Raw genomic sequence first — 26,078 nt, 5'->3', positions numbered from 1 at the left:
ATGGGGATTTACGAAGCAAAGCCAAAGGCTTTGAGGCCATCCAAAATGAACTGAACGGAAAGCGCGGCCAGAAGCATACCCAATAGCCGCGTCAGCACGTTCAAGCCAGTCTTGCCCAGAATGCGCGCAATCAGGCCACCGGACAGGAAGAAGATCAGAACCACGGCCATCACCGCCAGCATCACAAAAATGGCCTCGGCAATGCCAAGAATGCCCGGGTGTTGACCGGCCAGCAGGATGATCGTCGCAATCGAACCCGGCCCGGCCACCAGCGGAATTGCCAGAGGGAACACAGACGGGTCCGGGTGTTCTTCTTCCTCTTCGACCCGGTCTTCGCGGCGTTTGGTGCGACGTTCGAACAGCATGTCGAGTGCGGTCAGAAACAGCAGCGCTCCGCCGGCGACTTTGAATGCCTCCATCGAGATACCGACAAAGCCGAGCACGGCCTCGCCAAAGGCCGCAAAGGCGATCAGGATTCCCGAAGCCACGGCGCAGGTGCGCAATGCCACCTTGCGGCGCGCGCGGGAATCCATGTCCTGCGTCAGCGCCACGAAGATCGGGGCGGTGCCGAACGGGTCGATCACCACGAACAAGGTGGTGAAGGCGGTAATGAAAAAGGCTAGATCCATCACGCTGCGTTCTCTGCGTTTTCAAGACGTTCGGCGGCGGCGACCCAAAGGGCCTCGGCTTTTTGCATGGCCTCGACGACCTCGGTGAATTTGCGGTTCCAGGTTTCCAGATCGCTGATCTTGTCGTCCTCGTAAAGCGCCGGGTCCGCCAGTTTGGCCGAGAGCTTGTCGTGCATGTCCGTCAGCTTTTCGATCCGGTCTTCGCATTTGCGCAGGTCGGCGCGCAGGGCCAGCATCGCCTCGCGCGAGGGGCGTTTTGGTTTGGATGCCTGCGGTTTCTCTTTGACCGGTTTTTCACGGGCCAGCAGCATGGCTCGATAGGCCTCGAGATCGCCGTCAAACGGTTTGACCGTGCTGTCCGAGACCAGCCACAGCCGGTCCGCGACCAATGACAGCAGGTGCATGTCGTGGCTGACCAGAACCACCGCGCCGGAATAGGCGGTCAGTGCCTCGACCAGTGCCTCGCGGCTTTCGATATCCAGGTGGTTGGTCGGCTCATCAAGGATCAGCATATGCGGTGCATCGATGGTGGCGATCAGCAGCGACAGGCGTGCTTTCTGGCCACCGGACAGGCGCCCGACCAGCGTTTCCGCCTGATCCGCGTTCAGCCCGAACCCGGCCAGACGCGAGCGCCACTTGCCCGGCGCCTCATCCGGGCGCAGGCGGCGCAGGTGGTCCAGGGGCGTCTCGTCCACATGCAGTTCATCCACCTGATGCTGCGCGAAATAGCCGATACGCAGCTTGTTGCTGCGGGTCATCTTGCCAGCCATCAGGGGCAGGCGGTCGGACAGCAGCTTTGACAGGGTCGATTTGCCCTGACCGTTCTTGCCCAGCAAAGCGATACGGTCGTCCTGATCAATGCGCAGGTTCAGTCGGCGCAAAACCTCGGTCTCACCATAACCCGTCACGCCTCCTTCGATCTGGATGATCGGAGGGGACAGTTCTTCGGGCTCGGGGAAAGAGAAGGCGCGGAGCGCGGCCTCTTGCGGGGTCGAAACCAACTGGATGCGTTCGATCATCTTCAGGCGTGATTGGGCCTGCACTGCCTTGGAGGCCTTGTAACGGAACCGGTCCACAAAACTCTGCAGGTGGGCAATGCGGGCCTTGGCCTTGGCATTTTCCGATTCCGCCTGTGCCAGTCGTTCCGCGCGGCGTTCGGCAAACTTGTCGTAGGGGACCGCGTAATAGGTCAGCTTGCGGTCTTCCAGATGCAGGATCGACCCTACCGCACGGTTCAGCAACCCGCGGTCGTGGCTGATGATGATGACTGTATGTGGATACTTGGCCAGATAGCTTTCCAACCACAGCGCGCCTTCGAGGTCCAGGTAGTTGGTCGGTTCGTCCAGCAGCAACAGGTCGGGCTGGGAAAACAGCACCGCCGCCAGCGCCACGCGCATCCGCCAACCGCCGGAGAAATCGGAACAGGGGCGCAGCTGGTCCTCGTCATCAAACCCAAGCCCCTTGAGGATCGAGGCTGCCCGCGCCTCAGCTGACCATGCGTCGATATCGGCAAGACGGGTCTGGATCTCGGCAATTCGGGTAGGGTCCTGGGTGCTATCGGCCTCGGCCATCAGGGCGCTGCGCTCGGTGTCGGCGGCCAGAACGGTGTCGATCAGTGAGACATCAGAGGAGGGCACCTCTTGCGCCACGCCCCCGATGCGCGCGCGTTTCGGCAACACGATATTGCCCGATTCCAGTGCCAGTTCACCCCGGATCAAACGGAACAGAGTGGTCTTGCCGGTGCCGTTGCGCCCTACAAGACCAACCTTGTGTCCGTCGGGAATGGTGGCGCTGGCGCCGTCAAACAGGGGGCGGCCCTCGACCGCATAGGTGATGTCTTCGATCCGTAGCATGGGCCGCTCATAACAGAGCATCCCAGACGCCGCCAGCGGGTTGGCATGTTCAATTTGCGGCCGGTGTGTTAGCGCTGGTTCGATTGGTTTTCGACGGCTTTCATCATGCGCGCGGCTTCTTCGCCCCCATCTCTGGTCACACTTGTGTTCGCCACGGCTTTGTCCGTGCTGACGCTGAACATGTTCCTGCCTTCGCTTGCCCGGATGGCGGACGATTTTCAGGTCGACTACGCGTTGGCGAACCTGTCTGTGGCGGGATACCTTGCAGTGTCTGCCGCACTGCAACTGATCATGGGGCCGCTGTCCGACCGGTTTGGCCGCAGACCTGTTCTTCTGATCTGTATGGCGATGTTCGTCGCCGCGTCGGTCGGCTGCGTACTGGCCGAGTCGATTTGGGTGTTTCTGGGCTTTCGCCTGCTGCAGGCCGCTGTGGTGGCCGGACCGGTTCTGTCCAGCGCCGCCATCCGAGACATGTATTCATCAAACGAGGCCGCCAGCAAGCTGGGTTACGTGGCGATGGCGATGGCGCTTGCCCCGATGTTGGGACCGATGCTGGGCGGTGCGCTCGACGGCCTGTTCGGCTGGCGCGCCGGGTTTGTTCTGTACTCCGTATTGGGGGCAGGGCTGTTGTTGTTGCTCTGGGCCGATATGGGGGAAACAAACACCAACCGGTCTTCAACCTTTGCCGCACAGTTGAGGGAGTACCCACACCTGCTCCGCGCACGGCGGTTTTGGGGTTATGCTCTGTGCGCGGCCTTTTCGATCGGAGGGTTCTTCAGCTTTATCACCGGCGCCCCCTTGGTGGCTGCGGCTTGGTTTGATCTGAGCCCCGCGATGCTGGGGCTTGGGATCGGCATCATCACGGGCGGCTTCATGGTCGGCAACTTCATCACCGGCCGGATCGCGGCGCGCACGCGGTTGACCACCATGATTCTGATCGGGCGCATCATTGCATCGACGGGGCCGCTGGGCGGTTTGCTTTTGTTTCTTGGTGATCTGGGGTCGGTCTGGGTGTTTTTCGGATCGGCCATCTTTGTTGGCTTTGGCAACGGCCTGACCAATGCCAACGCAACCGCAGGGTTGATGTCCGTCCGCCCCAAACTGGCGGGTAGTGCCGCCGGACTGTCCGGCGCGATGATCGTGGCCTTGGGCGCGGTTCTGACCTCGCTGACCGGGCTTTGGGTCAGCCCCGAAAATGGCCCGTATTTGGTATTGGGGATGATGTGGGCATGCAGTTTCGCCGGGCTGCTGGCGGTGCTGTATGTGCGCTGGGTTGATCAGCAAGACCCATTGCCGGAAACGATCTGAGCCCGCGCGCATCATAGTGCTTTTCATATGAGACAGACCGTGCTACGCGGCGCGCGATGGATTTCGGCGCGACACCGCGCCTTATGTTAAGGAGAGGCCGACATGGCACTGGAACGCACATTCTCGATCATCAAACCCGATGCAACCCGCCGCAACCTGACTGGTAAGATCAACGCCAAGTTCGAAGAAGCCGGCCTGCGCATCGTTGCGCAAAAGCGCATCCACATGACCAAAGCGCAGGCAGGCAAGTTCTACGAAGTGCACGCCGAGCGTCCGTTCTATGACGAACTGTGCGAATTCATGTCGTCGGCTCCGGTCGTTGTTCAGGTTCTGGAAGGCGAAGGCGCCATTGCAAAGAACCGCGAAGTGATGGGCGCAACCAACCCCGCAGACGCAGCACCCGGCACCATCCGCGCCGAGTTCGCTGAATCGGTTGGTGAAAACTCGGTCCACGGTTCGGACGCTCCGGAAACCGCAGCTGTCGAGATCGCCTACTTCTTCTCGGGCATCGAACTGGTCGGCTAATCCGCCACCAGATCGGATTTCAGGGCCGCTCCCGGAAACGGGTGCGGCCTATTTCATACCGGCTTGAGGTCGTCCGCCGACACCCGCACGCCGACCGCGTCCAGATCCGAGATCATCTGAGTTTCAGGCGCGGCGCCGACACTGGCCTTGATCGCGTCAAACCGCTGACGCAGGGCTTTTTTCTCATCGCCCTTACAGTCGTTCCACGGACGTCCCTGCAATCCCATCACCAGCACATAATAGCCGATGAAATGCGGCCGGGTCCCGGCACGCACCACGCGGGCATATGCCTCGTCCGGACCCAATTCACGCAACTGCTGTGCCGAGTGGATTCCGGCGCGGGCGCAGGCCTGTTCGAAAGCGGGGCCTAGGTTGCGGATCGATGAGACGGGATCGGACATGCTCAACTTCTAGCCCTGGGTTGCAGTGATGTCGACCTGATGCGGGGTTCGTGCAACATCGGGCTTGCCAGATGAGTTGCCCTGCGATTTCATGACGTCATGCCCGTCATGAGGTTGCCCATGTCCAAAAACAAGGAAACCGGGGAAAAGCCCGACTCGAGCGAAAAGAACACCTCGGAAAGGCTGGACGGCAAGACGTTGAAGGCCCTCTATATCCGGGCAATCGTAAAAGGAGCCAGCGTCAGGAATATCCTTATACCGCTGATGACGGACTGCCATGAAGCGCCGAAAAAGGGGCGTTCGTGATGGGGCAGGCAAGCGGGTTTTTCATCATTCCGGGCAGGTTGGATCGGGTTGAACTTTCTGGCGCGCTCAACGGACTGACGCCCGAGTTCGCGACGCTGACCGCCGCGCGGCCTTTCGACCTTTTGGACTGTTATGATCAGTCTCTTCGGGCAGAAGAACGGCTGCTGATTGAGGTCAATGGTGGGGTGCAGCTGCTTCAGGGCGATGGCGAAGCTTTGGCTCAGGCCTGCACCGGTAAAGGGAAATTTGTTCAGGATCTGCCGGCCGGCCCTGTGAAAGCCGCGGTGAAGGGGTTTCCCAAACTGCGCGCTTTGATGAGCGTCGGCTCGGGCCTGATCGAAACCGGCAGTTTTGCGATGCTGGATGACCTGCAAAAGACGCAGGTTCGGGGCAGTGTCGTGACGTTGTCCACCGATGAGGGGCAGGCGACCCTTCTGACCGTTCAGCCGATGCGTGGCTATGACCGCGCTTATCACGCCGTTTGCGCGGCGCTAGGCGGCATGGCGGCTTCTGGATTTGAGGCGGTGTTTTCCAACCTGTTTCCCGGTGCCACGCCCTATGACGCCAAGCCCGAGGTCATTCTGGGCAAGCAAGAACCCTCGATCGAAGTGGCGGCGGATATCATTCGCACCTATCTGGCCGTCGCGCGCCAGAACGAGGCAGGCGTGATCGCCGATATCGATACCGAGTTCCTGCACGACTACCGCGTCTCGTTGCGCAGGGTCCGATCAGTGCTGAGCCTGTTCAAAGGCGTGTTTTCCCCTGAACAGACCAAAGTGCTGAAACGCGAATTCTCGGACCTGATGGCCCCGACTGGGCGGGTGCGGGATCTGGATGTTTATCTTCTGGAAAAAGATATTTATTTCAGCTTGATACCGCGTAATCTTCATCAGGGTGCTGAGGCCATGTTCGCCCAATTCGCCAAGGAACGCACCCGCGCGCTGACCGCGTTGTCCCGGCGTTTTCACAGCGCGGCTTACGGCAAGAAGATGGATGACTTGGCGGCTTTGTTCGCTGATGCGAAAGGGTTGGAACCCGGTCCAAATGGGGATCGCGGCGCCTACGGCTATGCCTGCGCGCTGATCTGGAAACGGTACCGCAAAGTCTGTAAACTGGCGCGCGGCATCACCTCGGAAACGCCGGATCAGGTCGTGCATGACCTGCGGATCGACTGCAAGAAGCTGCGCTATCTGATGGAGTTTTTCGGCCCTCTGTTCGACAAGGGTGATTTCAAGACGCTCATCAAGCCATTGAAAAAGCTTCAGGATAGTCTGGGCTTGTTCAACGACTACTCGGTCCAGCAAGAGGCGCTGCTGGACTTTGTGGCGACCCAAAGCAACGCGCAAGGCCGGGCAAACGCCCAGCTTGCCATGTCTGTCGGCGGGCTGATCGCCGTGCTTGACCAGCGCCAAAAGGCCGAACGCGACCGCGTGATCGCCAGTTTCCAACATTTCGACAGCCCGGACATCCAGAACCTGTTCCGAACCCTGTTTCACCACAAGGAGGATTGAGGAGTGAAGATCATTGCCTGCTACAGCAACAAGGGCGGAGTGGGGAAAACCGCGACCTCGGTGAACCTGGCCTATGCCTATGCGCAAGCGGGGTACACGGTGTTGCTGTGCGATCTCGATCCGCAGGGGGCGTCGGGGTTCTATTTCCGGGTGAAACCGTCGAAAAAACTGACGGATGCTCGTTTCTTTGAAGACGTTGCGCGGTTCACCAAGTCGATCCGGGCCAGTGATTTTGACGGGCTGGACGTGCTGCCCGCTAACCTGACCTTTCGCGATTTCGACGTGTTCCTCTCGCGGATGCGGAACAAACGGTCGCGGTTGAAAAAGGCCTTGGCCACCGCAGGCAGTGATTATGACGTGATCATTCTGGATTGCCCGCCGAATTTCTCGACCCTGTCCGAGAATATTTTCAAGGCCGCCGACCAGATCCTGGTGCCTGTTATCCCGACGACCTTGTCGGAGCGGACGCTTGAGCAATTGGTGCGTTTTTTTGACGATCACAACTTACCCAAGAAAAAGCTCAAGGCGTTCTTTTCGATGGTGCAGCGGCGCAAAATCCTGCATCTGGAAACGATGGAGAAGATGCGCAAGGCGTATAAAAAGCGGTTCCTGCAGTCTGAGATTCCCTTTGCTGCGGATATCGAACGCATGGGCCAGAACCGCGCTCCGGTCAGCATCTTTGCCGGGCGCAGTGCCGCAACTGCTGCCTATCAGGCGCTGTTCGATGAACTGGAAAACGGAGTGATTTCAACAAAATGAGCACCGAGATTGAACGCAAGTTTCTGGTCGCGGACCTGCCGGACCTGAGCGGCACGGAAAAGGCAGTTGTGCGTCAGGGTTATCTGACGGCGCCTGACGACTCTACCGAATTGCGTCTGCGTCAGAAAAACGACAGGTACTTCCTGACCCTGAAAGGTAGCGGCGTCTTGGTGCGGGTTGAGCGCGAGGCTGAAATCTCGGCCGAACAATTCAACACCTTCTGGCCCGAGACGGACGGGCGCCGGGTGGAAAAGGAACGCTTTACCGGGCAGTTGCCGGATGGCCGGGTGTTCGAACTGGACGTGTTTCAGGGCGATCTGGCACCGTTGCGTCTGGTTGAGGTCGAGTTTCAGACCGAAGCCGAGGCCGAAGCCTATGCCCCGCCCGAATGGTTCGGCGCCGACGTGACAGCAGATAAACGCTATAAAAACAAGACGATGGCGACCAAAGGTATCCCGGCTTAGGGCTTGTGTGCCAGCTTGATCACCACCTCAAGCCCCGGATCGCAGTTATGCGCCTCAAACGCGCCGCCGTGCATTCGGGATATTGCGGCAACCAAGGCCAGCCCCAGCCCGGCGTTGCGCTCGGTCCGGGCTGGGTCGAGCGTGACAAACGGCATCTGCAGACGCGGCAGGTCCTCTTGTGGCACGCCGGGGCCTCGGTCGCGGACGCTGAGGCTGGTAAAGGGGCCATCCTCGGACAGGTTGACCGTGACTGTTGTATCTTGCGGGGCATACCGCATTGCGTTTTCCAGCAGGTTGGACAGCGCCTGCGACAACAACGGCCGGTGCCCGGGAATAGAGCCCGCGCTGCCGGTGACCTCAAGCCGGATGCCCTGATCGTCGGCGACGGGGTCGTATAGCTCAGCCACATCCGCCACCAGTTGCTGCAGGTCCACCGGTTCGAACTGTTCCCGGCCCACACCGGCCTCGGCACGTGAGATTTCGGTCAACTGCCCCAGCACGCGCAGCACGTGGTCGATCTCGGCGCTGGCCCGTGCAACGTCGATCTCACGCTCCTGATCTGTTTTGCCGGGATCAGACAGAGCCTCGACCCGCTGTTTCAGCCGCGACAGGGGGGAGCGCAGGTCATGCGCGATGGAATTCGAAGTGGTGCGCAGGTTGCTGACCAACTCTTCGATCCTGTCCAACATCGTGTTAAGCGTACCGGCCACCTGATCGAACTCATCGCCCGTGCCGCGCAGAGGCATTCGGCGGGACAAATCACCCGAGACGATGTTTTCGGCGGTGCTGGCGATGTCGGACAGGCGGGAAAAGACCAGACGGGTGAATAGCCAGCCAGTCAGCACGCTCAGCGCCAGTGCAATCGCCAGCGCGATGCCGACCGACCGCAGCAGCACCCGGTCGAACTGCTGCCGTGCCAACGCATCGCGGCCGACCAGCAGCCGTTCGCCACCGGGCAGGCGGATCGAGGCGGCTGAGATGGGCACCAATTGGTCATTGTCGGCGCGGCGCAGCTCAAGATCGACCCAGCCGCTGCCTGCGGTGATCCCTTCGGGCCATTGTTTGAGGTTGCCCGCCAGTTTGGCGCCGAACCGGTCCGTCAGCAGATACAGTGCATCCCGTTCCGAGGCCGTTGGAATACGCCGTTCAATTGCAGTCAGCAGCCCGATCAGGCCGCGGCGTTCATATTCGTCCGCCAGCCCGGTCAGTTCCGCCGACACGACCGAACGGGTCTCGCCCTCGATGCTGCGGTTGGCGGTGACATAGACCAAAGCCAACACGGTGGCCGTCAGCAAGGTGCTGAGAACCATGCTGGCCAATACAAGGCGTGTGCGCGAATTGTTGAAGGAAAGTCGCAGGTTATCCATCAGAGATCATGTAGCCCGCGCCCCGGACGGTTTCGATCATCGGCGGTTCACCACCTTCGTCCAATTGCCGCCGCAGCTTGGAAATATGGACATCGACCACATTGGTGTTCGGGTCGAAATGATAATCCCAAACCCCTTCCAGCAGCATGGTGCGCGACACCACGCGGTTCTTGCGGCGCAGGAAGAACTCAAGGATTTGGAACTCGCGCGGGGTTAGGGTGATCTCACGCCCGTTGCGGGTGACCTTGCGGGTCAGCAGGTCCATCTCAAGGTCACGGCAGGCCAGGGTCGGGCTTTCCTCGGCCTCTTGCGGGCGGCGCAGAAGGGCCTCGATCCGGGCGTGCAGTTCCTGGAACGAAAACGGTTTGACCAGATAGTCATCCGCTCCGGCACGCAGCCCTTTGACACGCTCGTCCACGGCGCTCATCGCGGTCAGCATCAGAACCGGCGTTTTCACACCCGCCGCGCGCATCGACTTGATCAAGGACAGCCCGTCCAGCCCCGGCAGCATCCGATCCAGAACCACGGCGTCAAACCCTCCGTCGGTGGCATGGTACAGGCCCTCGCGGCCGTCTTCGGTTGCTTCGACAACATACCCTTCCTCGCCAAATCCCTTGGCGATGAAGTCCCGGGTGTCTTCATCATCTTCGACGATCAGCAGGCGACGGCTCATGATCCGAGTTCCTTTCTACCAGGATTTAAACACAGTTTTCGGGCAAAGCACATGGTTTTGCTAAATAATCTGCCGGGTGCGGGGATACGCACCCGGCAGCCCCGGCGGTTTGCGGACAATTCAAACCCGCCAGGGAGGCGCCCGCCAGATTCCCCATCACGTGGCGCGCGCTGGTGTCAGATCAGGCGATTTCCACCGCCACGAAGATCTGGTTTCCGCCGCGATTGATCAGCACAAGCGCGGGATCGGTCTTTTCGCTGTCCAGCGCGGCTTTCAACGCGTCTGGAGTCGCAGTTTCCTGACCGCCCAGCTTCACGATCACATCACCGCGCTGCAGTCCGGCCTTGGCCGCCGGGCTGTCGGGCTTCAGGTCAGTGACGATCACGCCGTCGACATTTTCACCCACACCCATATCGGCGCGGTTGCTATCGGTCAGCGGGGCGACGGTCACGCCCAATGCGGTGCCCGAGACGGTTTCGTCCACAGATTTGTCGATCTCGGCCGAGGCGCTTTGATGCTGGCCGATGGTCAATTCGATCTGTTGTTCCGCGCCATCGCGCAGAACGGTCATAACGCTGTCCGTGCCCACCTTGGTAGTGCCGACAAGGATCGGCAGATCGCTGCTGGAGTCGACGGCCTCATCGTTGAAGGTCAGGATGACGTCACCCTGTTTCAGCACACCATCCGCAGGGCTGCCATCAACGACGTCCGCAACAAGTGCGCCGTGCGAGGCATCGATGCCCATGGCCGCGGCGATCTCGGGGCTGACATTCTGGATGGATACACCCAGCCAGCCGCGGCTGACCTGACCGTCATCGCGCAGGTCGGCGGCAATATGCTCCACGATGTTCGATGTCACCGCAAAGCCCAGACCCACAGAGCCGCCGGTGGGCGAATAGATGGCCGAGTTCACGCCAACCACTTCGCCTGCCATGTTGAACAGCGGACCGCCCGAGTTACCCTTGTTGATGGCTGCGTCGGTCTGAATGAATTCAGCGTAGGGCCCAGCCGAGATATTGCGGCCTTTGGCCGAGACGATCCCGGTGGTCACGGTGGAATGCAGCCCGAACGGGTTGCCGATGGCCACGACGTCTTCGCCCACGCGGATCACGTCGCTGTCGCCCAGGTTGACGGCCTGCAGCGCCTCGTCCGCTTCGATCTTAAGAACCGCGATATCGGTCAGAGGGTCGGTGCCGATGATTTCGGCGTCATAGCTACGGTCGTCGGACATGCGCACCGTGACGGACTCGGCATTGTCGACGACATGATGATTGGTGACGATGTATCCGGCCTCATCCAGAACAAACCCAGAGCCCAGCCCCTGTGCCGGCCCGCGCTGAGGGGCGTTGAACCCATCTGGCGTGCCGAAGCGTTTAAAGAATTCCCCAAACGGGTGCTGGTCAAAGTCGAGGTCCTGACCCTGCGCCGGAACGGGCGCTGCGCCTTGTTCCGCGATAATGGTGACGACCGAAGGCGAAACGTTTTCCACCAGATCGGCCAGTGCTTCGTCGGCCATCGAGGGCAGGGCAGTGGTTGTCAGCATGGCGGCGCTCAGTGCGCCAGCGCCAATCCAACTGGCTGTCCCGGGCAAAAGAAGAGAGGATTTGCGGATGCTCATTTTTGTCTCCTGTTTATGTCACGCGGTTGTGGCCGCGCGTTGAAACAGGAGATGCGCGTTCAGTCTGAGTGTTTCCTGAGCGAAATGTTAAGAAATCTTAATTTTGCCACAAACGGACGGTTCTATGCCGGCATGCCGATGGATGGAATCGGAGGATTTGCGCGAATCATCAGGGGCGAATCGGTGGATTGTTGCCGGTTCGGACGCCAAGTCGCAAAAAGGGTTGAATTGAATCAAATTTGTTAACAAAGCAGCCGACAAATTTTCTCGATTTTCAGCAATCTTCTCTGAGTTGTGGTCATGTTCGAACTTGGCTGAAGATAATGGAAGCAATTGATGGCAAAATCATCAGATACCTTATTAGGTTTGCGCTTAATACTGAATGACGCAACGTTAATCAAATGCGCGACTCTTCCTTAGGTTGATTATCGCCAAGGAAATGTTGCGTAAAAACCATTCTGAGAGACGCAAAATTAACCGTTCTTTCCAATTTTACGTTGTTTGATCGCACCGGATCGGTGACGATGAAAGAGCCCAAGCGAGGGGGAGCCGATGGCACTAGGGGGTGCCTCAGGCTTGTCACAGTCACTGGAAACGCTGAGCGGCATGTTAACGAGGGGGTCTTGTTTAGGTTCGGCGGCGGAATAGCCAGGATGTCATTAGGCATTGTTGGCCGCGTTTCCGGGATTGATGAAAAGTGGTAGTCCTGTTTTGGGTACCGGCCCGGTCGATATCGACCGGGCCGCGTTACTTTCAGGAGCCGCGTTTTGCGTGCCACTTCGCCCAATCCTGAGGCGTATCCAGATCCAGCAGAGCGTTTTGACCGGGTAGGCTGCGCAGATGCACTTTGTCTGCATTGGCGCGGACGACGGACTGTGCGCCTTCGTCGCCCGACAGTTGGCGGAGATGGTCAAACAATCTACGATCAAACACGACCGGGTGGCCCGGTTTGCCGTCAGCGGTTGCGCCACGCCAGATCAATTTGTCCGGGTGGGATTGAACCGAACCAAGCACAGCCGCCAGATCCTCGGAGGTGATCTCGGGCAAATCCGCCAGCAAGACCATTGCGGCGTGTGACTCGGCTGATACATGCGCGAGGGCCCCGCGCAGGCTGGCATTCATGCCTTCGTGCGCATCCCGGACATCGATCCGTTGCAGGTCCAACCCGTCCAGCACGTCATGCCGCGCGTGCGGGGCCGGGGGCAACGCAACGATCACGGGGGCCGCGCGCAGTGCAATCATTGCTGCGCGCCGCAGCAATGGCACGCCGTCCACGACCTGCAGCAGCTTATCCTTGCCGCCCATGCGGCTGGATTGCCCGGCGGCCAGCAATAGAATGGGTATGTCCGTCATGTCGCCACCATGCCGCCCTATCCCAGCGGTGTCATCCCCGCATACGCGCCCCGTCCGCGTCAAACAGAGGCTCCGAGATCACCTTGGCTTTGCGCAGTTGGCCCAGGATTTCGATCTCAACTTCCAAGCCGTCCGTTGCCTGGTCCATCGGCAGGAACCCGAGTGCTATGGACTTGTTGGCATAATGCGAATACCCGCCCGATGTGCAGAAGCCAACGACCCTGCCGTCCAGCCAGATCGGCTCATACGCGTTGACATCGGCGTCCTCCGCTTCGACCTCGAAGGCCACAAGTTTGCGTGTCGGTCCTTGGGCACGCTCCTGTTCGGCGGCAGACCGGCCAATGAAATCGGCGGGTTTCGAAAATGCAATAAACCGGTCCAGCCCGGTTTCGGCGGCGGTGTAATCGGGTGAAAATTCCCGCATCCACGAGCCAAAGAACTTGTCCAGACGCAGGCTCATCATCGCGCGCATCCCGAAGGGCACCATGCCGTGTGGCTGCCCGGCCCGCCACAGCGCCCACCAGAGCTGTCTCTGCGCCATCGGATCGCAGTAAATCTCATACCCCAGATCGCCGGTATAGCTGACGCGCTGCACGATGCAGTCGGTCATGCCAACCGTCATGCGCCGCACGTTGAGGAACCGCAGGTCCGAGAGGTCGTCGCGGGTACAAGCCGCCAGCACGTCAGCCGCCTTTGGCCCGGCGATCTGAAACCCGTTCAGCTGGTCGCTGACGTTTTCGACGGTCACGCCGTCTTGCTGATGTTGCAGGAACCAACGCATGTGGAACGCCTGCGCGCCGTAGGATGCCGTCAGTTGGAATTCGGTCTCACTCAGGCAGGAAACGGTGAAGTCTCCGATCAGCTTGCCCTTTGGCGACAGCATCGGTGTCAGGGAGAGACGCCCCGGTTGCGGGATGCATCCGGCCATGATCCGGTCCAGCCATGCACGGGCCGTGGGGCCGGTAATGCGGTATTTGCCGAAGTTGTGGACCTCGTTAATGCCGACACCGCCGCGAACCGCGCGCACCTCGCGGCCCGTCGCGTCGAACGCGTTCGAGCGGCGGAACGATGGTGTTTCGCAATCCGGCTCGCCGCCTTGCGCGAAATAGTTCGGTACTTCCAGCCCGTATTGTTGGCCCCAGACTGCACCCAGATCGCTGAAAATATCGTACATCGGGGTCGTGCGATTGGGTCGTGCGGCGGGCAGTTCCTCATTCGGGTAGGCGACGCTGAACCGTTTCTGATAGTTCTCGATCACCTTGGGGCGGGTGTAGCCGGGGCTGATCCAGTTACCGAACCGGGCCACGTCCATAGCAAAGACGTCGCGCTCGGGTTCGCCTTCGATCATCCATTGCGCCAGCGTCAGGCCGACCCCGCCACCTTGGCTGAACCCGGCCATCACACCGCAGGCCGACCAATAGTTACGCATCCCCGGCACCGGTCCGACCAGAGGGTTCCCGTCTGGCGCAAAGGTGAATGGCCCGTGGATCACCGATTTCACTCCGGCCTCGGCCAGAACGGGAAAGCGCTTATAGGCGAATTCGATGCTGTCGGTGATCTTGTCGTAATCGTCGGGCAGCAGCTCGTGACCGAACTCCCACGGGGTCCCATCCACCGCCCAAGGCTTGCAGGGCTGTTCGTAAAACCCGATACACAGACCGCGCCCTTCCTGCCGCAGATAGCTTTCTCCGGCAGGGTCCATCACATGCGGGTGCTCGCCACCGGCGTCGATGATTGCCTCGATCTGAGGGATCGAGTCCGTGACCAGATATTGATGCTCCATCGGGTGAAGCGGGAAATAGACGCCCGCCATGACACCGACCTCACGTGCCCAGAGCCCCCCCGCGTTAACCACATGTTCGGCGTGAACGGTGCCCTTGTCAGTGACCACGTCCCAGGTGCCATCGGGGCGCTGGTTTGTTTCGCGCACCATGCAATGGGTTTCGATGGTTGCCCCGCCCATCCGGGCCGCCCTAGCATAGGCGTGGGTGGTGCCCGACGGATCAAGGTGCCCATCCAGCGGATCATAGAGCGCGCCGATGATCCCATCGGTATTGGTGATCGGAGCGATCTTCTTTATCTCCTCCGGCCCGACAATCTCGGTCTCCAACCCCATGAACCGGTGCTTTGCGCGCTCGGCCAGCAGCATGTCGAACCGGTCCTGATTGTCAGCCAGAGTCACGCCGCCCACGTGATGCAGGCCACAGGACATGCCGGTGATCTCTTCCAGCTCTTTATAGAGGCGGATGGTATAGCCCTGCAGCGCAGCCATGTTGGTGTCGCCGTTCAGGGTGTGAAACCCTCCGGCTGCGTGCCAAGTGGACCCGCTGGTCAGTTCCGACCGTTCCAGCAGCATGACATCGGACCAACCCAGCTTGGTCAGGTGATAGAGTACCGAACACCCGACAACACCGCCCCCGATCACGGCTACCTGAGTTGTGGTCTTCATGTCGTGGCCTCCCATGCGTTTTGGTCAAAGACTGCAGGCGCGCGGCACGGCAGGCTGTTCCGTTCACGACATCGCTTGTCGCGGATCAGAGCGGGCGGATCTTCAGCTCGGTAATCCGGTTGCCTTCGCGTGCAGTGACTTCGAAACGGAACCCGTGGAACGAGAATACCTGACCGGTCACGGGGATCATCTGTGCCTCGTGTATGACCAACCCGGCGATTGTGTTGGCCTCGTCATCAGGCAGAGACCAGTCCATCGCCCGGTTGGCGTCTCGGATGGTCATCGCGCCCTCGACAAGGAATTGGCCATCGTCAGTTCGGGTCACGGGGACGTCCTCCTCGATGTCGAACTCGTCGGCGATTTCGCCAACGATTTCCTCAAGGATATCCTCCAGCGTGATCAGGCCGCGGAGAGAGCCATATTCGTCCACCACCAGCGCAAAGTGGCTGTGCATCCGCAGGAACTCTCGCATCTGATCGTCCAGCGTGGTGGTTTCGGGCACGAAATAAGGGTCGTTCGCCACCTTCGAGATGTCGAAGGATTTCAGCCGGTCGCTTTCCTCTTCGCTGGCGCCTGCATGGGCATACATGGCGCGGAACAGGTCCTTGGCGTGAACAACGCCCACGATGTTCTCGGGCTCATCCCGGAATACGGGCAGGCGAGTGTGCGGGCTTTTCAGACATTGCTGAAGAATGGCCTCGGGTGTGTCGTCGGCATCGATCATCTCAATGTTCGAGCGGTGCAGCATGATCTCTTCGACCGTGCGGTCGCCCAGATCAAGTGCACCCAGAATACGGTCGCGGTCTTCCTTTTCGACCACACCTTCCGAGTGACCCAGATGCAGCGCACCGGCGATTTCCTCGCGTACGGCAAGGATGTTGCTGTCGGGGTCGATCTGCACGCCGAACAGGCGCAGAACCCCGCGTACCAGCAGGCGCACTGCCGCAACCATGGGCGAGAACACGGTGACAACAACGCTGATGATCGGCGCCACAAGGGCGGCTGCTTTTTCCGCGTTGGTGATGGCGTAGGTTTTGGGCAGAACCTCGGCAAAGATCAGAACCAGCAGGGTCATCACCAGCGTCGCCAGCGCCACGCCGCTTTCGCCGAACAGACGGGTGAACAGCGCCGTCGCCAGCGAGGCGGCGAGGATGTTCACCAGGTTGTTGCCCAGCAGGACCGAGCCGATCAGCCGTTCATTGTCATCGGTGATATCCAGCGCCTTCTGCGCCCCGCGCGAGCCCTTGTCGGCCTGCGCCCGCAACTTGCCGCGCGACGAGGCAGTCAATGCCGTTTCAGAACCCGAGAAAAAGCCCGACAGGACAAGCAAAAGAAGAATAGCGCCTGTGGTAAACCAGAATGCGCCGTCGATCAGAGAAGAAGAGGGTTCCATCGGTCCTTGATTATTGGTGTTGCTGCATCCGTTATGGGGGCGCGACCCCCGCGGATCAAGGGGTTAGCCCTTGTCTTCCGGGTCTTTGGCCAGCGGGTGATGCTCCAGCACCAGCTCGGCCAGACGTTCGTCCAGAACATGAGTGTAGATTTCGGTGGTCGCCACATCGGCATGGCCCAGCAGTGTTTGGATTGACCGCAGGTCGGCCCCATTGGCCAGCAGGTGCGTGGCGAAAGCATGGCGCAGCGTGTGCGGTGTGACCTTTTCCGGCGAAACACCCCCCTGAACCGCCAGTTCCTTGACCAGCAGAAAGAACATGTGACGTGTCAGGTGTCCTGATTTCCCGCGCGACGGAAACAGGAACTTGGACCGTTGGCCGCCATCGGCGACCAGTTGATCCTCGGCCTCGTCCCGGACCATGAGCCACGCGGCCAGCGCCTCTCGGGCAGGGGAAGAGAGCGGCACCATCCGTTCCTTGCCGCCTTTGCCCAGAACCAGCAGCATTCGCGGATCGCCCCGCGCGGAAGAGACCGGCAGCGAAACCAGTTCGGTCACGCGCATACCGGTGGCATAAAGCACTTCCATCAGGCAGGTGTTGCGCACCCGGTCGCCCTTGGTGCGCCCGGTTTGGCGGGCGGCCTGCAACAGCCGATCAACCTCGGGCACGTCCAGCGTTTTGGGCAGGCGTTTTTGCCGTCCGGGGCCTTTGATCTGGATGGCGGGGTTGGTGTCGCGCCAGCCCTCCTCGAAAGCGAAACGATAGATTTGTTTGATCGCCGACAGCCGTCGCGCGCGGGTGGATTGCGCCAGCCCCTGGGCGTCACAGTCGATCAGATAGGCCTCGATCCGATCGCGTTCGGCTTCGGCGAACCCGATTTTCCGGCGCTGCAGCCAGGCGGCAAAGTCCTTCAGGTCACGGCCATAGGCCAGCAGAGTGTTGTTGGCCGCCCCAAGCTCGGCCGCTTGCGCCTGCAGGAAGGTGGAGATCCACAGATCCGAGGTTGCCGGGGCCACCATGCTCAGGTGTCCTGCAGGATCAGAAGGTTCAGGGCGGCGCGGCGTGCGGTGTCCTCAAGACCCACACGGCGCAAGGTTGCGACGGCGGCGGTCAGATCGACAAGATTGCCGCGTGCACCATGGGCGAAAACCTCCATCGTTTCCAAAATGGCCTCACCCAGCTGCCCGTTGGCCAACATGGCATCAATGTCCGATGGGATAGGCGCGGCCCAGGCAAACCCTTCAGCCACAGCATCGGCCCACGGGGAAGGCGATTTGGCCCGCCCCGGATCGCCCTGTGCCAGCGCGGCCAGAAACTGCGTCTCCACCGACTCGTCCGGAGGCGACAGGGCGGCGGTTTCATAAAGTTCGGACAAGAGCAGAATCCGCCACCGCAGGTTTTCCGCGGCCGGATCGGGCAGGGCCATCTGCGACAGTCGGCCTGCGAACAACTCGGCAAAGGGAACCTCCAGCCCGACGCTGCGCATTTGTTCCCAGACTTTGGGCAGTGTCTTGGCAACCGCGCCCGGCTTGCCTGTTTCCAACGCGCTTTCGAATTTTTGCACCGCCGCGACCCGGTCCCAGACCGCGCCAGAGGCTGCAGGCGACCGCTCGGTATACAGGCCCAGCAATTGGTTGGGGGTCAGTGCTCCGATCCGTGTCAGGCGCTCGGCGGCCTCGATCTGCGCCTTCCATCCGGCCACATCTCGCAGGTCGGCATTTGCGAATGCGCGCGGCAGCGGGGTTGAGGGCAAACGCTCACCAATAGCTTCGAACAGCCGAAAACTCAGCGGGTCGGGGTCGTCGGGTTGCGGCAGGTACTCGGCATCTTCGTAAAGCTCGGGGCTGAGGAACCGGTCCAGTACGTCCAGATCCTCGGGCGGCAGAACCTGCAGCGCATGTGCGGCCTCAAGCGTCAGCGCGGCGGACCCCCAGTCGCCCCGGCGGGCCTTGCAGAAGATTTGTGCCGCATAGTCCTGGGATAGATGCGGCTGCGCGATCAGTGCGGTGCAGCTGCGATCCTCATCCCCGGTCAACAGCGTCGCATCGAACCAGCGTTGGAACCGCTCGCGGTTGTCGGTAGGGCCGGCCAGTTGCACCAGCGATTGTACCGGATCAGCCGCACCCAATTGCATCAGACGGTCCAGCCGCGCCAGCAGCAGAGGTTCCTGCGCGTTCGGCCCCGCAGGCGCACGGGCTTCGGTCAGCAGCAGGGTGAACAGCAGGCGTTGCATCGCCGGGTTGTACTTGACCGGCACGCGGGCGATCAGCTGTGCCAGACGGGCAGGATCGCTGTTCTGCCACAGATCCACGGGCAGCCCGGTCACCGATGATGACACCAGCCCAAGCGGCGGTGACAGCGCCTCAAGCGGCGTGACCTCGACATCCGGCTGAACGCCGGTCTCGGTCACAGAAGGTTCCAGCAACACGGTCCCCGGCAGGTTTTCCGGCGGGTCGTTTAGCCATTCGATGACGGAAAGAGGTTCCTGCTGCGCCTGGGCCGATCCGGCCAATAACAGCGCAAACAGTGCGGCCTTATTCGACATTCAGGATTACCGGCTCTCGTATCTCATCCTTCGGCGCCGAAAAGTCGGCGCCGAAGAACGGACCCAGGTAGGCATATGCCACCAGCCCGATGAAACCCAGGCAAATCAGATATAACAGGAACTTGATCAGACGGCCCATTGCTCAACGCTGCCCCAATTTTCTCTTTTGTCATAGTTATAGCTAGCATTTTTCCTAAGATCACGTCATTCACGGTGAAATGAGCGAAATTAAGCATAACTCTTCGGGCGTGAACCCGGATACGGGCTTTGAACTGCACAAAACGGTGGTTCTTGTCGGCATGATGGGGGCGGGAAAGACGGCTGTGGGCCGTGCATTGGCCGCACGGCTGGGCGTTCCCTTCCTCGACAGCGATGCCGAGATCGAATCGGCAGCCAACATGACCATCCCCGAGATTTTTGCGCGCGACGGAGAGCCGTTTTTTCGTGCCAAGGAAAGCCAGGTCATCGGGCGTCTTCTGGATGAGGAAAAAGGCATCCTGTCCACCGGCGGCGGTGCCTTTCTGGCCGCACAGAACCGCACCATGATCACCGAGCGCGGTGTGTCCGTCTGGTTGCGGGCGGACCTTGAGGTTCTGTGGAACCGGGTCAAACACAAGGACACGCGCCCCTTGCTGCGCACCGCCGACCCGTATGCGACCTTGCGCGCCTTGTACGAGGACCGAGTGCCGGTTTACGCGCAGGCCGACCTGATCGCTGAATCGGACGGCCATACCTCGATCGAGAATATGGTGAACCGGGTGGTGGATGCGCTGGCCACACGCCCCGATGTTTTGGAACGGAAGTGATGCACCAAACCGTATATGTAGAGCTGGGCGAACGCTCGTATGATGTGGAAATTGGTCCGGACCTGCTCGCGCAGGCCGGCACGCGGATCGCCCCATTGCTGCCCCGGCCCAAGGTGACCGTTGTCACCGATGAGAACGTGGGCGCGCTGCATCTGGACGCTCTGCGGGATGGGTTGGCTTCTGCCGGGATCGAGATGACGTCCCTGACCTTGCCTGCAGGCGAAGCCACCAAAAGCTGGCCGCATTTCGAACGTACCGTGGAATGGCTGCTTGCGGAAAAGGTTGAACGTCGGGACGTGGTTATTGCCTTTGGTGGTGGTGTCATCGGCGATCTGGTCGGTTTTGCCGCTGCGGTCCTGCGGCGTGGTGTGCGGTTCGTGCAGATACCGACGTCGCTGCTGGCGCAGGTCGACAGTTCGGTGGGCGGCAAGACCGGGATCAACGCGCCGCAGGGCAAGAACCTGATCGGGGCGTTCCATCAGCCGTCACTGGTGCTGGCCGATACCTCGGTTCTGGGCACAATGACCCCGCGCGATTTCCTGTCGGGCTATGGCGAGGTGGTGAAATACGGCCTGCTGGGCGATGCGGCTTTTTTCGAATGGCTTGAGCAGAACGGAACGGATGTGTCCGGCGGTGACATGGCCGCGCGGGTGCGGGCGGTGACACGCTCGGTCCAAATGAAGGCCGACATCGTGGCGCGGGACGAGACCGAGCAGGGCGACCGCGCGCTGCTGAATCTTGGTCACACGTTCTGTCATGCGCTTGAAGCTGCGACCGGCTATTCCGACCGCCTGCTGCATGGCGAAGGCGTGGCCATCGGTTGTGCGCTGGCGTTCGAGTTGTCCTCGCGTCTGGGTCTGTGCTCGCAAGAAGATCCAAGTCGCGTTCGCGCCCATTTGCGGGCGATGGGGATGAAAACCGATCTGGCTGACATCCCCGGCGATCTGCCAAGCGCCGAAGCGTTGGTTGATCTGATGGCGCAGGACAAGAAGGTTATCGACGGTCAGCTTCGGTTCATTCTGGCGCGCGGAATCGGCGAGGCCTTTGTTACCTCGGACGTCCCGCCTGAGGCGGTGATTTCCGTGCTGGAAGATGCTCTGGCGACGGTCTGATCACCGCCCTTGGATCACCATCAACTCGCCGATATTTTCGCGGGTGATGTAGCCGACCATGATCCCGGCCTGCGTACAGACCGCGATGGCCGGGGCACCCTTGTGCAGCCCGTCCAGAACCGTTTCGAGCCCGCTGGTCAGTTGAACCTGCGGGATATCCGTCACCATGACCGAGGTTGCCGGGTCCGAACGTGGGGTGTCTCCGGTCAAGGCGGTGAACAGCCGATCTCGGGTGACGAACCCCAGCAGGGCACCCGCTGAATCCAGCACCGGGAATTCATGCTGGGTGGTGTGAATGACGGCCTGTGCCGCTGTGGCCAGCGTGTCGGTGGGGGACAGGGCGTGGAATTCGGTGATCATCGCATCACGTGCCAGAACCCGCCGCACGACTGAGCGCATGGCGACGTCGTGGCTTTCGGAATTGGCAGCGACAAAGACGAACACCGCGATCAGAACCAGGATCGGGTTGCCCACGCTCAGCCCCCAGAAACCAAACGCCACGGCGACGATCTGCCCGGCCAGGGCGGCGACTCTGGTGGCTTTGACCCGGTCCATTTTCAGGCACAGCAGGGCGCGGAATACGCGCCCGCCATCCATTGGAAAGGCCGGGATCATGTTGAACGCGGCCAGTAACAGATTCACATAGGCCAGCCGGTTCATCAGCCCGGGGCCAGTCGAGTCGATCTGCGCCATGGTCTCAAGCGGCATTCCGGCCCCCAGCGCGACGAGTATCACCCAGATCACGATGTTAACGGCGGGGCCTGCAAGGGCGACCCAGACCTCTTGCATCGGTTTTTCCGGCATCCGTTCCAGCCGGGCCAGCCCACCGATGGGCAGCAGAGTAATGTCGGGGGTCTTGATCCCGTACCGCCGCGCCATCAGCGCGTGGCCGAATTCATGCGCGACGACGCAGGCAAACAGCGCCAGCACGAAGATCAGATTTTCGATGGCGGCCGTAATCCCTCCGCTGGAGTAGGCGGCGAATCCGACCCAGGCCAGCAGCAGGAAAAAGGTGACATGGACCCTCAGTTCCGACCCCAATATCCGGCCGAGTGAGAAGGACCATGTCATGATATGTCTCCGTTTCGCTTAGAACGGGATCTCGTCGTCGTCGATGCCGCCGGATGCCGGGGCAGGGGCGCTGGATGGGCCGCCATAGGGGTCGCCATAGCCGCCACCGGCCTGACCGCCGCCGTAGCTGCCCGATTGGCCGCCATAGCCACCGCCGCCGCCTTCACCGCGGGCGTCCAGCATTGTCAGTTCGCTGCGATAGGGCCGCAGGACCACTTCGGTCGTGTATCTGTCTTGGCCGGATTGGTCCTGCCACTTACGGGTTTCCAGCTGCCCTTCGATATAGACCTTGCTGCCCTTGCGCAGATATTGCTCGGCGACCCGCACCAGAGGCTCCGAGAATATAGCGACCGAGTGCCATTGAGTCCGATCCTTGCGCTCTCCGGTATTGCGGTCTTTCCAGGTCTCGGATGTCGCGATGCGCAGGTTGCATACCTTTCCACCATTCTGAAACGACCGTACCTCAGGGTCCGCACCGAGATTGCCGATAAGAATGACCTTGTTGACTGAACCCGCCATGTATTTCCCCGTTCTGAATTGACGTTTGCGCGCCCGAATCTGGCGCAGAGTTTCCAAGCGACCCTATACGGCCTGCGTCGTGGTTGAAACACGGTTGATGCAGGTAACACTCCGCAAGAAAATACCAGGGCTCGGTTTACCAAGCTTTCATTATTAACTGAAATATTTATACTCCTCAGAGTTCCTGAACGAGCGAGATTGGCGTTAATGCGATTTCTGGTTAGTTGTTTTTTGGTTGCTTGCTTTGCTCTGGTCTCGGCCCCGGTGACCGCGCAGACGTTGTCGACAAAAAGCCGGAAGGATATTTTTCTCAAGCAATCCAAGGTGTTGGACTCGCGTGCGGCAACCCAGTACCGCGATTCCGAGCGGCTTAAGCCGAAAAGGGCAAAGCCCAGTGACAGTTTCAACAAACGCTACACGGGCAAGTACCGGGGGGAGTATATGACTCTGGCCCGGCAAGCCGCGCGCAAGCACAACGTCCCGGAAGAGCTGTTCTTGCGTCTGGTGCAGCAGGAAAGCGGCTGGAACCCGCATGCGAAATCGCACAAGGGTGCTTTGGGGCTGGCGCAGTTGATGCCCGGTACGGCGCGGCTTTTGGGCGTTAACCCGCATGACCCGAAACAGAACCTGGAAGGCGGGGCGCGGTATCTGTCCTGGCAATACCGCAAGTTCAAATCCTGGCGTCTGGCGCTTGCGGCCTATAACGCCGGGCCGCAGGCTGTTGAAAAACACGGCGGCGTTCCACCTTACAATGAAACCCAGAACTACGTGAAAGTGATCTGGGGCGGCTAAGCGGTCGTTTCGGTCATATGGCATCGACTTCGGCACGCTTGCAGAGTCCGGCCGTGATCGGCAGCATCGTCGCGCACAGAACATGAGCATGCTGGCCTCACGCACATAAAACATGGGCGCTGCTGCACGGTACATGCGCCGCCGAAAAGAACAGGCAAGCGGTCACCGCCAGCGACAATGCGCGGCATCTTTTGCCCATACAAAGCCGCCCAGATCGCGGTCACACCTAGCGCAAATATGAATTTCCGATCCGCATCCCATTATCCGGCGACAAAAAAGCGCCAGCACCGGATCCATTACTCAACCCAATGAGGTCATCGCCCGCAGGCTCGCGTTGAATGTGGGTATGCCAAACCCGTAACGCCCGGCGCTGATTCTGCCCAAGCTGGACATCGTCGATAAGGGGCACCGGTATGACTCCTGCGCCCTTGATCTTTTGTGGCCGGATTTATTCAGCCGCGACCTTGATGACCGGCTCCATGCGGGCCAGAATCTCTTCGGACAGGTGGCATTTGACCTGATGACCTTCGGCCAAAGTTTTCACCGGTGGCACGTCGCGTTCGCACATCCCGCCCGGCACTTCGGATTTCCAGCGGCACCGGGTCTGGAACGGACATCCCGGAGGTGGGTTCATCGCAGACGGGATATCCCCCTCCAAGACGATATGTTGCTTTTCGATTGACGTATCGGCAATTGGAACAGCGCTCAGCAACGCTTCGGTGTAGGGGTGATAGGGTGGGGCAAAGACTTGGTCCGTCGTGCCAAGTTCGACCACATGGCCCAGATACATCACCATCACCCGGTCGCTGAGATACCGCACGATGGACAGATCGTGGCTGATGAACAACAGCGTGGTTTTGTGCTCGCGCTGAATTTCCATCAGCAGATCGGTCACCGCCGCCTGCACGGACACGTCCAGCGCCGAGACCGGTTCGTCCGCGACCACGATCCGTGCATCCCCGGCAAAGGCGCGGGCGATGCCAACGCGCTGTTTCTGCCCGCCCGACAACTGCCGCGGCATCCGTTCCGCAAAGGCGCGGGGCAGTTTCACTAGGTCCAATAGCTCCAGCATCCGCTTCTTGCGCTCGGCTTCGGAGTTGCCTACGCCAAAGATCTCCAGCGCGCGGATGATCTGACGACCCACGGTCATCGATGGGTTCAGCGTGTCAAACGGGTTCTGGAACACCATCTGCACTTCGCCTACGGTCTTGGCGTCACGTTCCTCGATCGGGACGGCCTCGATGTTGCGATTGTCCAGCAGAATCTGGCCATCTGTGGCCGTCTCCAGCCCCATCAGGACCTTGGCGAAGGTCGATTTGCCGCAGCCGGATTCGCCGACGATGGCCAGCGTCTCGGATTCATGTGCTTCAAAGCTGAGCGTTTCGTTGGCTTTCACAACCTTGGTCTCGCCACCTCCGAACAGGGCATTCGCAGCCACCTCATAGTATTTCTTGAGGTTGTCCATCTTGAGGACGGTCCGGCCGATCTCGGCCTTTTCCTTCTGTTCGCCCACGGTGATCGGTGCGTTCCAGTCGATCTCTTTGAACTTCAGGCAGCGCGTGTGGTGGCGATCATTGCCCGGCACCGGCTCCATCAGAATGTTCTGCGCGTCACAGCGGCCTTCCTCGAAATAGTCGCAGCGCGGGCCAAAGTTACAGCCCGGCGGGCGTTCGTGGGGCAGGGGGAAGTTGCCCGGAATGGCGACCAGCGGGCGCGCATTCTTGTCGGCCCCCGGCAACGGGATCGAGCGGAACAGCGCCTGCGTATAGGGGTGCTGCATCTCGTCGAACACATCGTGGATCGAGCCGCGCTCGACCGCCTCGCCGGAATACATCACGCACAGGCGGTCGCAGGTTTCCAGAACCAGCCCGAGGTTGTGCGAGATAAACAGCATCGAGGTGCCGTATTTCTTACCCAGATCCCTGACCAGTTCCACCACGGCGGCTTCGACCGTCACATCCAGAGCGGTGGTTGGTTCGTCCAGGATCAACAGCGCCGGTTTCGACATTAGCGCCATCGCGATGACGATCCGCTGCTGCTGGCCACCTGACAACTGGTGCGGGAACGAATTCAGCATCCGCTCGGGGTCGGGCAGACGCACGTCGGTGACCACTTCCAGCGCACGTGCATAGGCCTCGTCCTTACTGACACCCTCGTGGATCATCGGCACTTCCATCAACTGTTTGCCAATCTTCATCGCTGGGTTCAACGAGGCCATCGGCTCCTGATAGATCATCGCGATTTCGTTGCCGCGAATGTCGCGCAACTCTTCGGTGGTCATCTCAGAAAGGTCGCGGCCCTTGAATTTGATCGAGCCACCAACGATCCGCCCGTTCTTGCCAAGGTCCTGCATGACGCCCAGTGCCACGGTGGACTTGCCGCAACCGGACTCGCCCACCAGACCAACGGCTTCGCCGGGTTGCACGCTGACCGAGAAATCCATCACCGCAGGAATTTCCCGCAGGCGGGTAAAGAAGGAAATCGACAGCTTGTCGATCTCCAGAATTGGACCGTCATAATCCGCCAGTTTGTTCATCTGTGTTCTCCTCGCCAAACGCGGGGGATCCCCTTCATCTGGCTAATAATATCTCGGGGGTCCGGGGGCAGAGCCCCCGGCCTCGATCAC

The 26,078-nt window shown here is 60.5% G+C and carries 24 protein-coding genes; 9 read left to right on the top strand and 15 right to left on the bottom strand.

The features are described from left to right. Positions 1 to 8: 8 nt before the first annotated feature. Positions 9 to 632: a MarC family protein gene (locus tag ACR0NT_RS01895; protein WP_170442126.1), complete on the bottom strand. Its 624-nt coding sequence runs from the start codon at positions 630 to 632 to the stop codon at positions 9 to 11. Next, entirely contained in the window at positions 629 to 2,482 is a 1,854-nt protein-coding gene (locus ACR0NT_RS01890; RefSeq protein WP_170671140.1) for an ABC-F family ATP-binding cassette domain-containing protein, read from the bottom strand. Before ACR0NT_RS01890 ends, ACR0NT_RS01895 begins: the two co-directional genes overlap by 4 nt. A 105-nt stretch (positions 2,483 to 2,587) precedes the next feature. Here ACR0NT_RS01890 and ACR0NT_RS01885 point away from each other — a divergent pair, with 105 nt between their 5' ends. Both ACR0NT_RS01885 and ndk read left to right on the top strand, forming a co-directional pair. Further along, positions 2,588 to 3,790 (top strand): multidrug effflux MFS transporter, encoded by a 1,203-nt coding sequence (locus ACR0NT_RS01885; protein WP_170671142.1) that lies wholly within the window; start codon positions 2,588 to 2,590, stop codon positions 3,788 to 3,790. A gap of 102 nt (positions 3,791 to 3,892) precedes the next feature. Continuing rightward, positions 3,893 to 4,315, top strand: coding sequence for a nucleoside-diphosphate kinase (gene ndk / locus ACR0NT_RS01880; RefSeq protein WP_170442135.1), 423 nt, complete (start codon positions 3,893 to 3,895; stop codon positions 4,313 to 4,315). A gap of 53 nt (positions 4,316 to 4,368) precedes the next feature. Here ndk and ACR0NT_RS01875 read toward each other — a convergent pair whose 3' ends face one another. After that, positions 4,369 to 4,716: a TfoX/Sxy family protein gene (locus ACR0NT_RS01875; protein WP_170442138.1), complete on the bottom strand. Its 348-nt coding sequence runs from the start codon at positions 4,714 to 4,716 to the stop codon at positions 4,369 to 4,371. Between the two features lie 120 nt (positions 4,717 to 4,836). Between ACR0NT_RS01875 and ACR0NT_RS01870 the strand changes: the two genes are divergently transcribed. Genes ACR0NT_RS01870 through ACR0NT_RS01855 form a run of 4 tightly spaced genes read left to right on the top strand, consistent with a single transcriptional unit; the run spans position 4,837 to position 7,756 of the window. Continuing rightward, positions 4,837 to 5,022 (top strand): hypothetical protein, encoded by a 186-nt coding sequence (locus ACR0NT_RS01870; protein WP_170671144.1) that lies wholly within the window; start codon positions 4,837 to 4,839, stop codon positions 5,020 to 5,022. Further along, positions 5,022 to 6,533 carry a CHAD domain-containing protein gene (locus ACR0NT_RS01865; protein ID WP_170671146.1) on the top strand — a complete coding sequence of 504 codons (1,512 nt, stop codon included), beginning with the start codon at positions 5,022 to 5,024 and terminating at the stop codon, positions 6,531 to 6,533. Before ACR0NT_RS01870 ends, ACR0NT_RS01865 begins: the two co-directional genes overlap by 1 nt. A 3-nt stretch (positions 6,534 to 6,536) precedes the next feature. After that, entirely contained in the window at positions 6,537 to 7,292 is a 756-nt protein-coding gene (locus ACR0NT_RS01860) for an AAA family ATPase (protein WP_170442148.1), read from the top strand. Continuing rightward, positions 7,289 to 7,756, top strand: coding sequence for a CYTH domain-containing protein (locus ACR0NT_RS01855; protein ID WP_170671148.1), 468 nt, complete (start codon positions 7,289 to 7,291; stop codon positions 7,754 to 7,756). The genes ACR0NT_RS01860 and ACR0NT_RS01855 overlap by 4 nt, the downstream gene beginning before the upstream one ends. Here ACR0NT_RS01855 and ACR0NT_RS01850 read toward each other — a convergent pair. From ACR0NT_RS01850 to ACR0NT_RS01810, 9 genes are all read right to left on the bottom strand, one after another. Further along, entirely contained in the window at positions 7,753 to 9,123 is a 1,371-nt protein-coding gene (locus ACR0NT_RS01850) for a sensor histidine kinase (protein ID WP_170671150.1), read from the bottom strand. The two genes, ACR0NT_RS01855 and ACR0NT_RS01850, sit on opposite strands and share 4 nt — an antisense overlap. Further along, a complete protein-coding gene (locus ACR0NT_RS01845) occupies positions 9,116 to 9,796 on the bottom strand; it encodes a response regulator transcription factor (RefSeq protein ID WP_170671152.1) in 681 nt (226 codons plus the stop codon). Before ACR0NT_RS01845 ends, ACR0NT_RS01850 begins: the two co-directional genes overlap by 8 nt. Before the next feature lie 181 nt (positions 9,797 to 9,977). Next, positions 9,978 to 11,414 (bottom strand): Do family serine endopeptidase, encoded by a 1,437-nt coding sequence (locus tag ACR0NT_RS01840; protein WP_170442159.1) that lies wholly within the window; start codon positions 11,412 to 11,414, stop codon positions 9,978 to 9,980. Between the two features lie 753 nt (positions 11,415 to 12,167). Further along, entirely contained in the window at positions 12,168 to 12,767 is a 600-nt protein-coding gene (locus tag ACR0NT_RS01835) for a nucleotidyltransferase family protein (protein WP_170442162.1), read from the bottom strand. Between the two features lie 31 nt (positions 12,768 to 12,798). After that, the gene (locus ACR0NT_RS01830) at positions 12,799 to 15,216 is read right to left on the bottom strand and encodes a GcvT family protein (RefSeq protein ID WP_170671154.1); all 2,418 of its coding nucleotides are present in this window, start codon (positions 15,214 to 15,216) and stop codon (positions 12,799 to 12,801) included. An 85-nt stretch (positions 15,217 to 15,301) separates the two neighbouring features. Continuing rightward, positions 15,302 to 16,609, bottom strand: coding sequence for an HlyC/CorC family transporter (locus ACR0NT_RS01825; protein WP_170671156.1), 1,308 nt, complete (start codon positions 16,607 to 16,609; stop codon positions 15,302 to 15,304). Positions 16,610 to 16,672: 63 nt separating this feature from the next. After that, entirely contained in the window at positions 16,673 to 17,626 is a 954-nt protein-coding gene (locus ACR0NT_RS01820; protein ID WP_170671158.1) for a site-specific tyrosine recombinase XerD, read from the bottom strand. Between the two features lie 2 nt (positions 17,627 to 17,628). After that, the gene (locus tag ACR0NT_RS01815) at positions 17,629 to 19,152 is read right to left on the bottom strand and encodes a hypothetical protein (protein ID WP_170442174.1); all 1,524 of its coding nucleotides are present in this window, start codon (positions 19,150 to 19,152) and stop codon (positions 17,629 to 17,631) included. Next, positions 19,142 to 19,291: a hypothetical protein gene (locus ACR0NT_RS01810; protein ID WP_170671160.1), complete on the bottom strand. Its 150-nt coding sequence runs from the start codon at positions 19,289 to 19,291 to the stop codon at positions 19,142 to 19,144. Before ACR0NT_RS01810 ends, ACR0NT_RS01815 begins: the two co-directional genes overlap by 11 nt. Before the next feature lie 79 nt (positions 19,292 to 19,370). Here ACR0NT_RS01810 and ACR0NT_RS01805 point away from each other — a divergent pair, with 79 nt between their 5' ends. Then, positions 19,371 to 19,958: a shikimate kinase gene (locus ACR0NT_RS01805; protein ID WP_170442177.1), complete on the top strand. Its 588-nt coding sequence runs from the start codon at positions 19,371 to 19,373 to the stop codon at positions 19,956 to 19,958. Beyond that, the gene (gene aroB / locus ACR0NT_RS01800; protein ID WP_170442180.1) at positions 19,958 to 21,070 is read left to right on the top strand and encodes a 3-dehydroquinate synthase; all 1,113 of its coding nucleotides are present in this window, start codon (positions 19,958 to 19,960) and stop codon (positions 21,068 to 21,070) included. Before ACR0NT_RS01805 ends, aroB begins: the two co-directional genes overlap by 1 nt. On the opposite strand, the gene ACR0NT_RS01795 is transcribed toward aroB, so the two are convergent. Both ACR0NT_RS01795 and ssb read right to left on the bottom strand, forming a co-directional pair. After that, positions 21,071 to 22,141, bottom strand: coding sequence for a site-2 protease family protein (locus ACR0NT_RS01795; RefSeq protein ID WP_170671162.1), 1,071 nt, complete (start codon positions 22,139 to 22,141; stop codon positions 21,071 to 21,073). A gap of 18 nt (positions 22,142 to 22,159) precedes the next feature. Further along, positions 22,160 to 22,660: a single-stranded DNA-binding protein gene (gene ssb, locus ACR0NT_RS01790; protein ID WP_170671164.1), complete on the bottom strand. Its 501-nt coding sequence runs from the start codon at positions 22,658 to 22,660 to the stop codon at positions 22,160 to 22,162. 207 nt (positions 22,661 to 22,867) lie between these two features. On the opposite strand from ssb, the gene ACR0NT_RS01785 reads away from it, so the two are divergent. Continuing rightward, positions 22,868 to 23,452, top strand: coding sequence for a lytic transglycosylase domain-containing protein (locus ACR0NT_RS01785; RefSeq protein ID WP_170442190.1), 585 nt, complete (start codon positions 22,868 to 22,870; stop codon positions 23,450 to 23,452). A gap of 448 nt (positions 23,453 to 23,900) precedes the next feature. On the opposite strand, the gene ACR0NT_RS01780 is transcribed toward ACR0NT_RS01785, so the two are convergent. Then, positions 23,901 to 25,988 (bottom strand): ABC transporter ATP-binding protein, encoded by a 2,088-nt coding sequence (locus ACR0NT_RS01780; protein ID WP_170442193.1) that lies wholly within the window; start codon positions 25,986 to 25,988, stop codon positions 23,901 to 23,903. Positions 25,989 to 26,078: the final 90 nt, after the last annotated feature.

The organism is Ruegeria sp. AB10, assembly GCF_056542745.1.
Note: the sequence above shows the minus strand (reverse complement) of the source record. Positions and strands in the feature narration are given on the sequence as shown.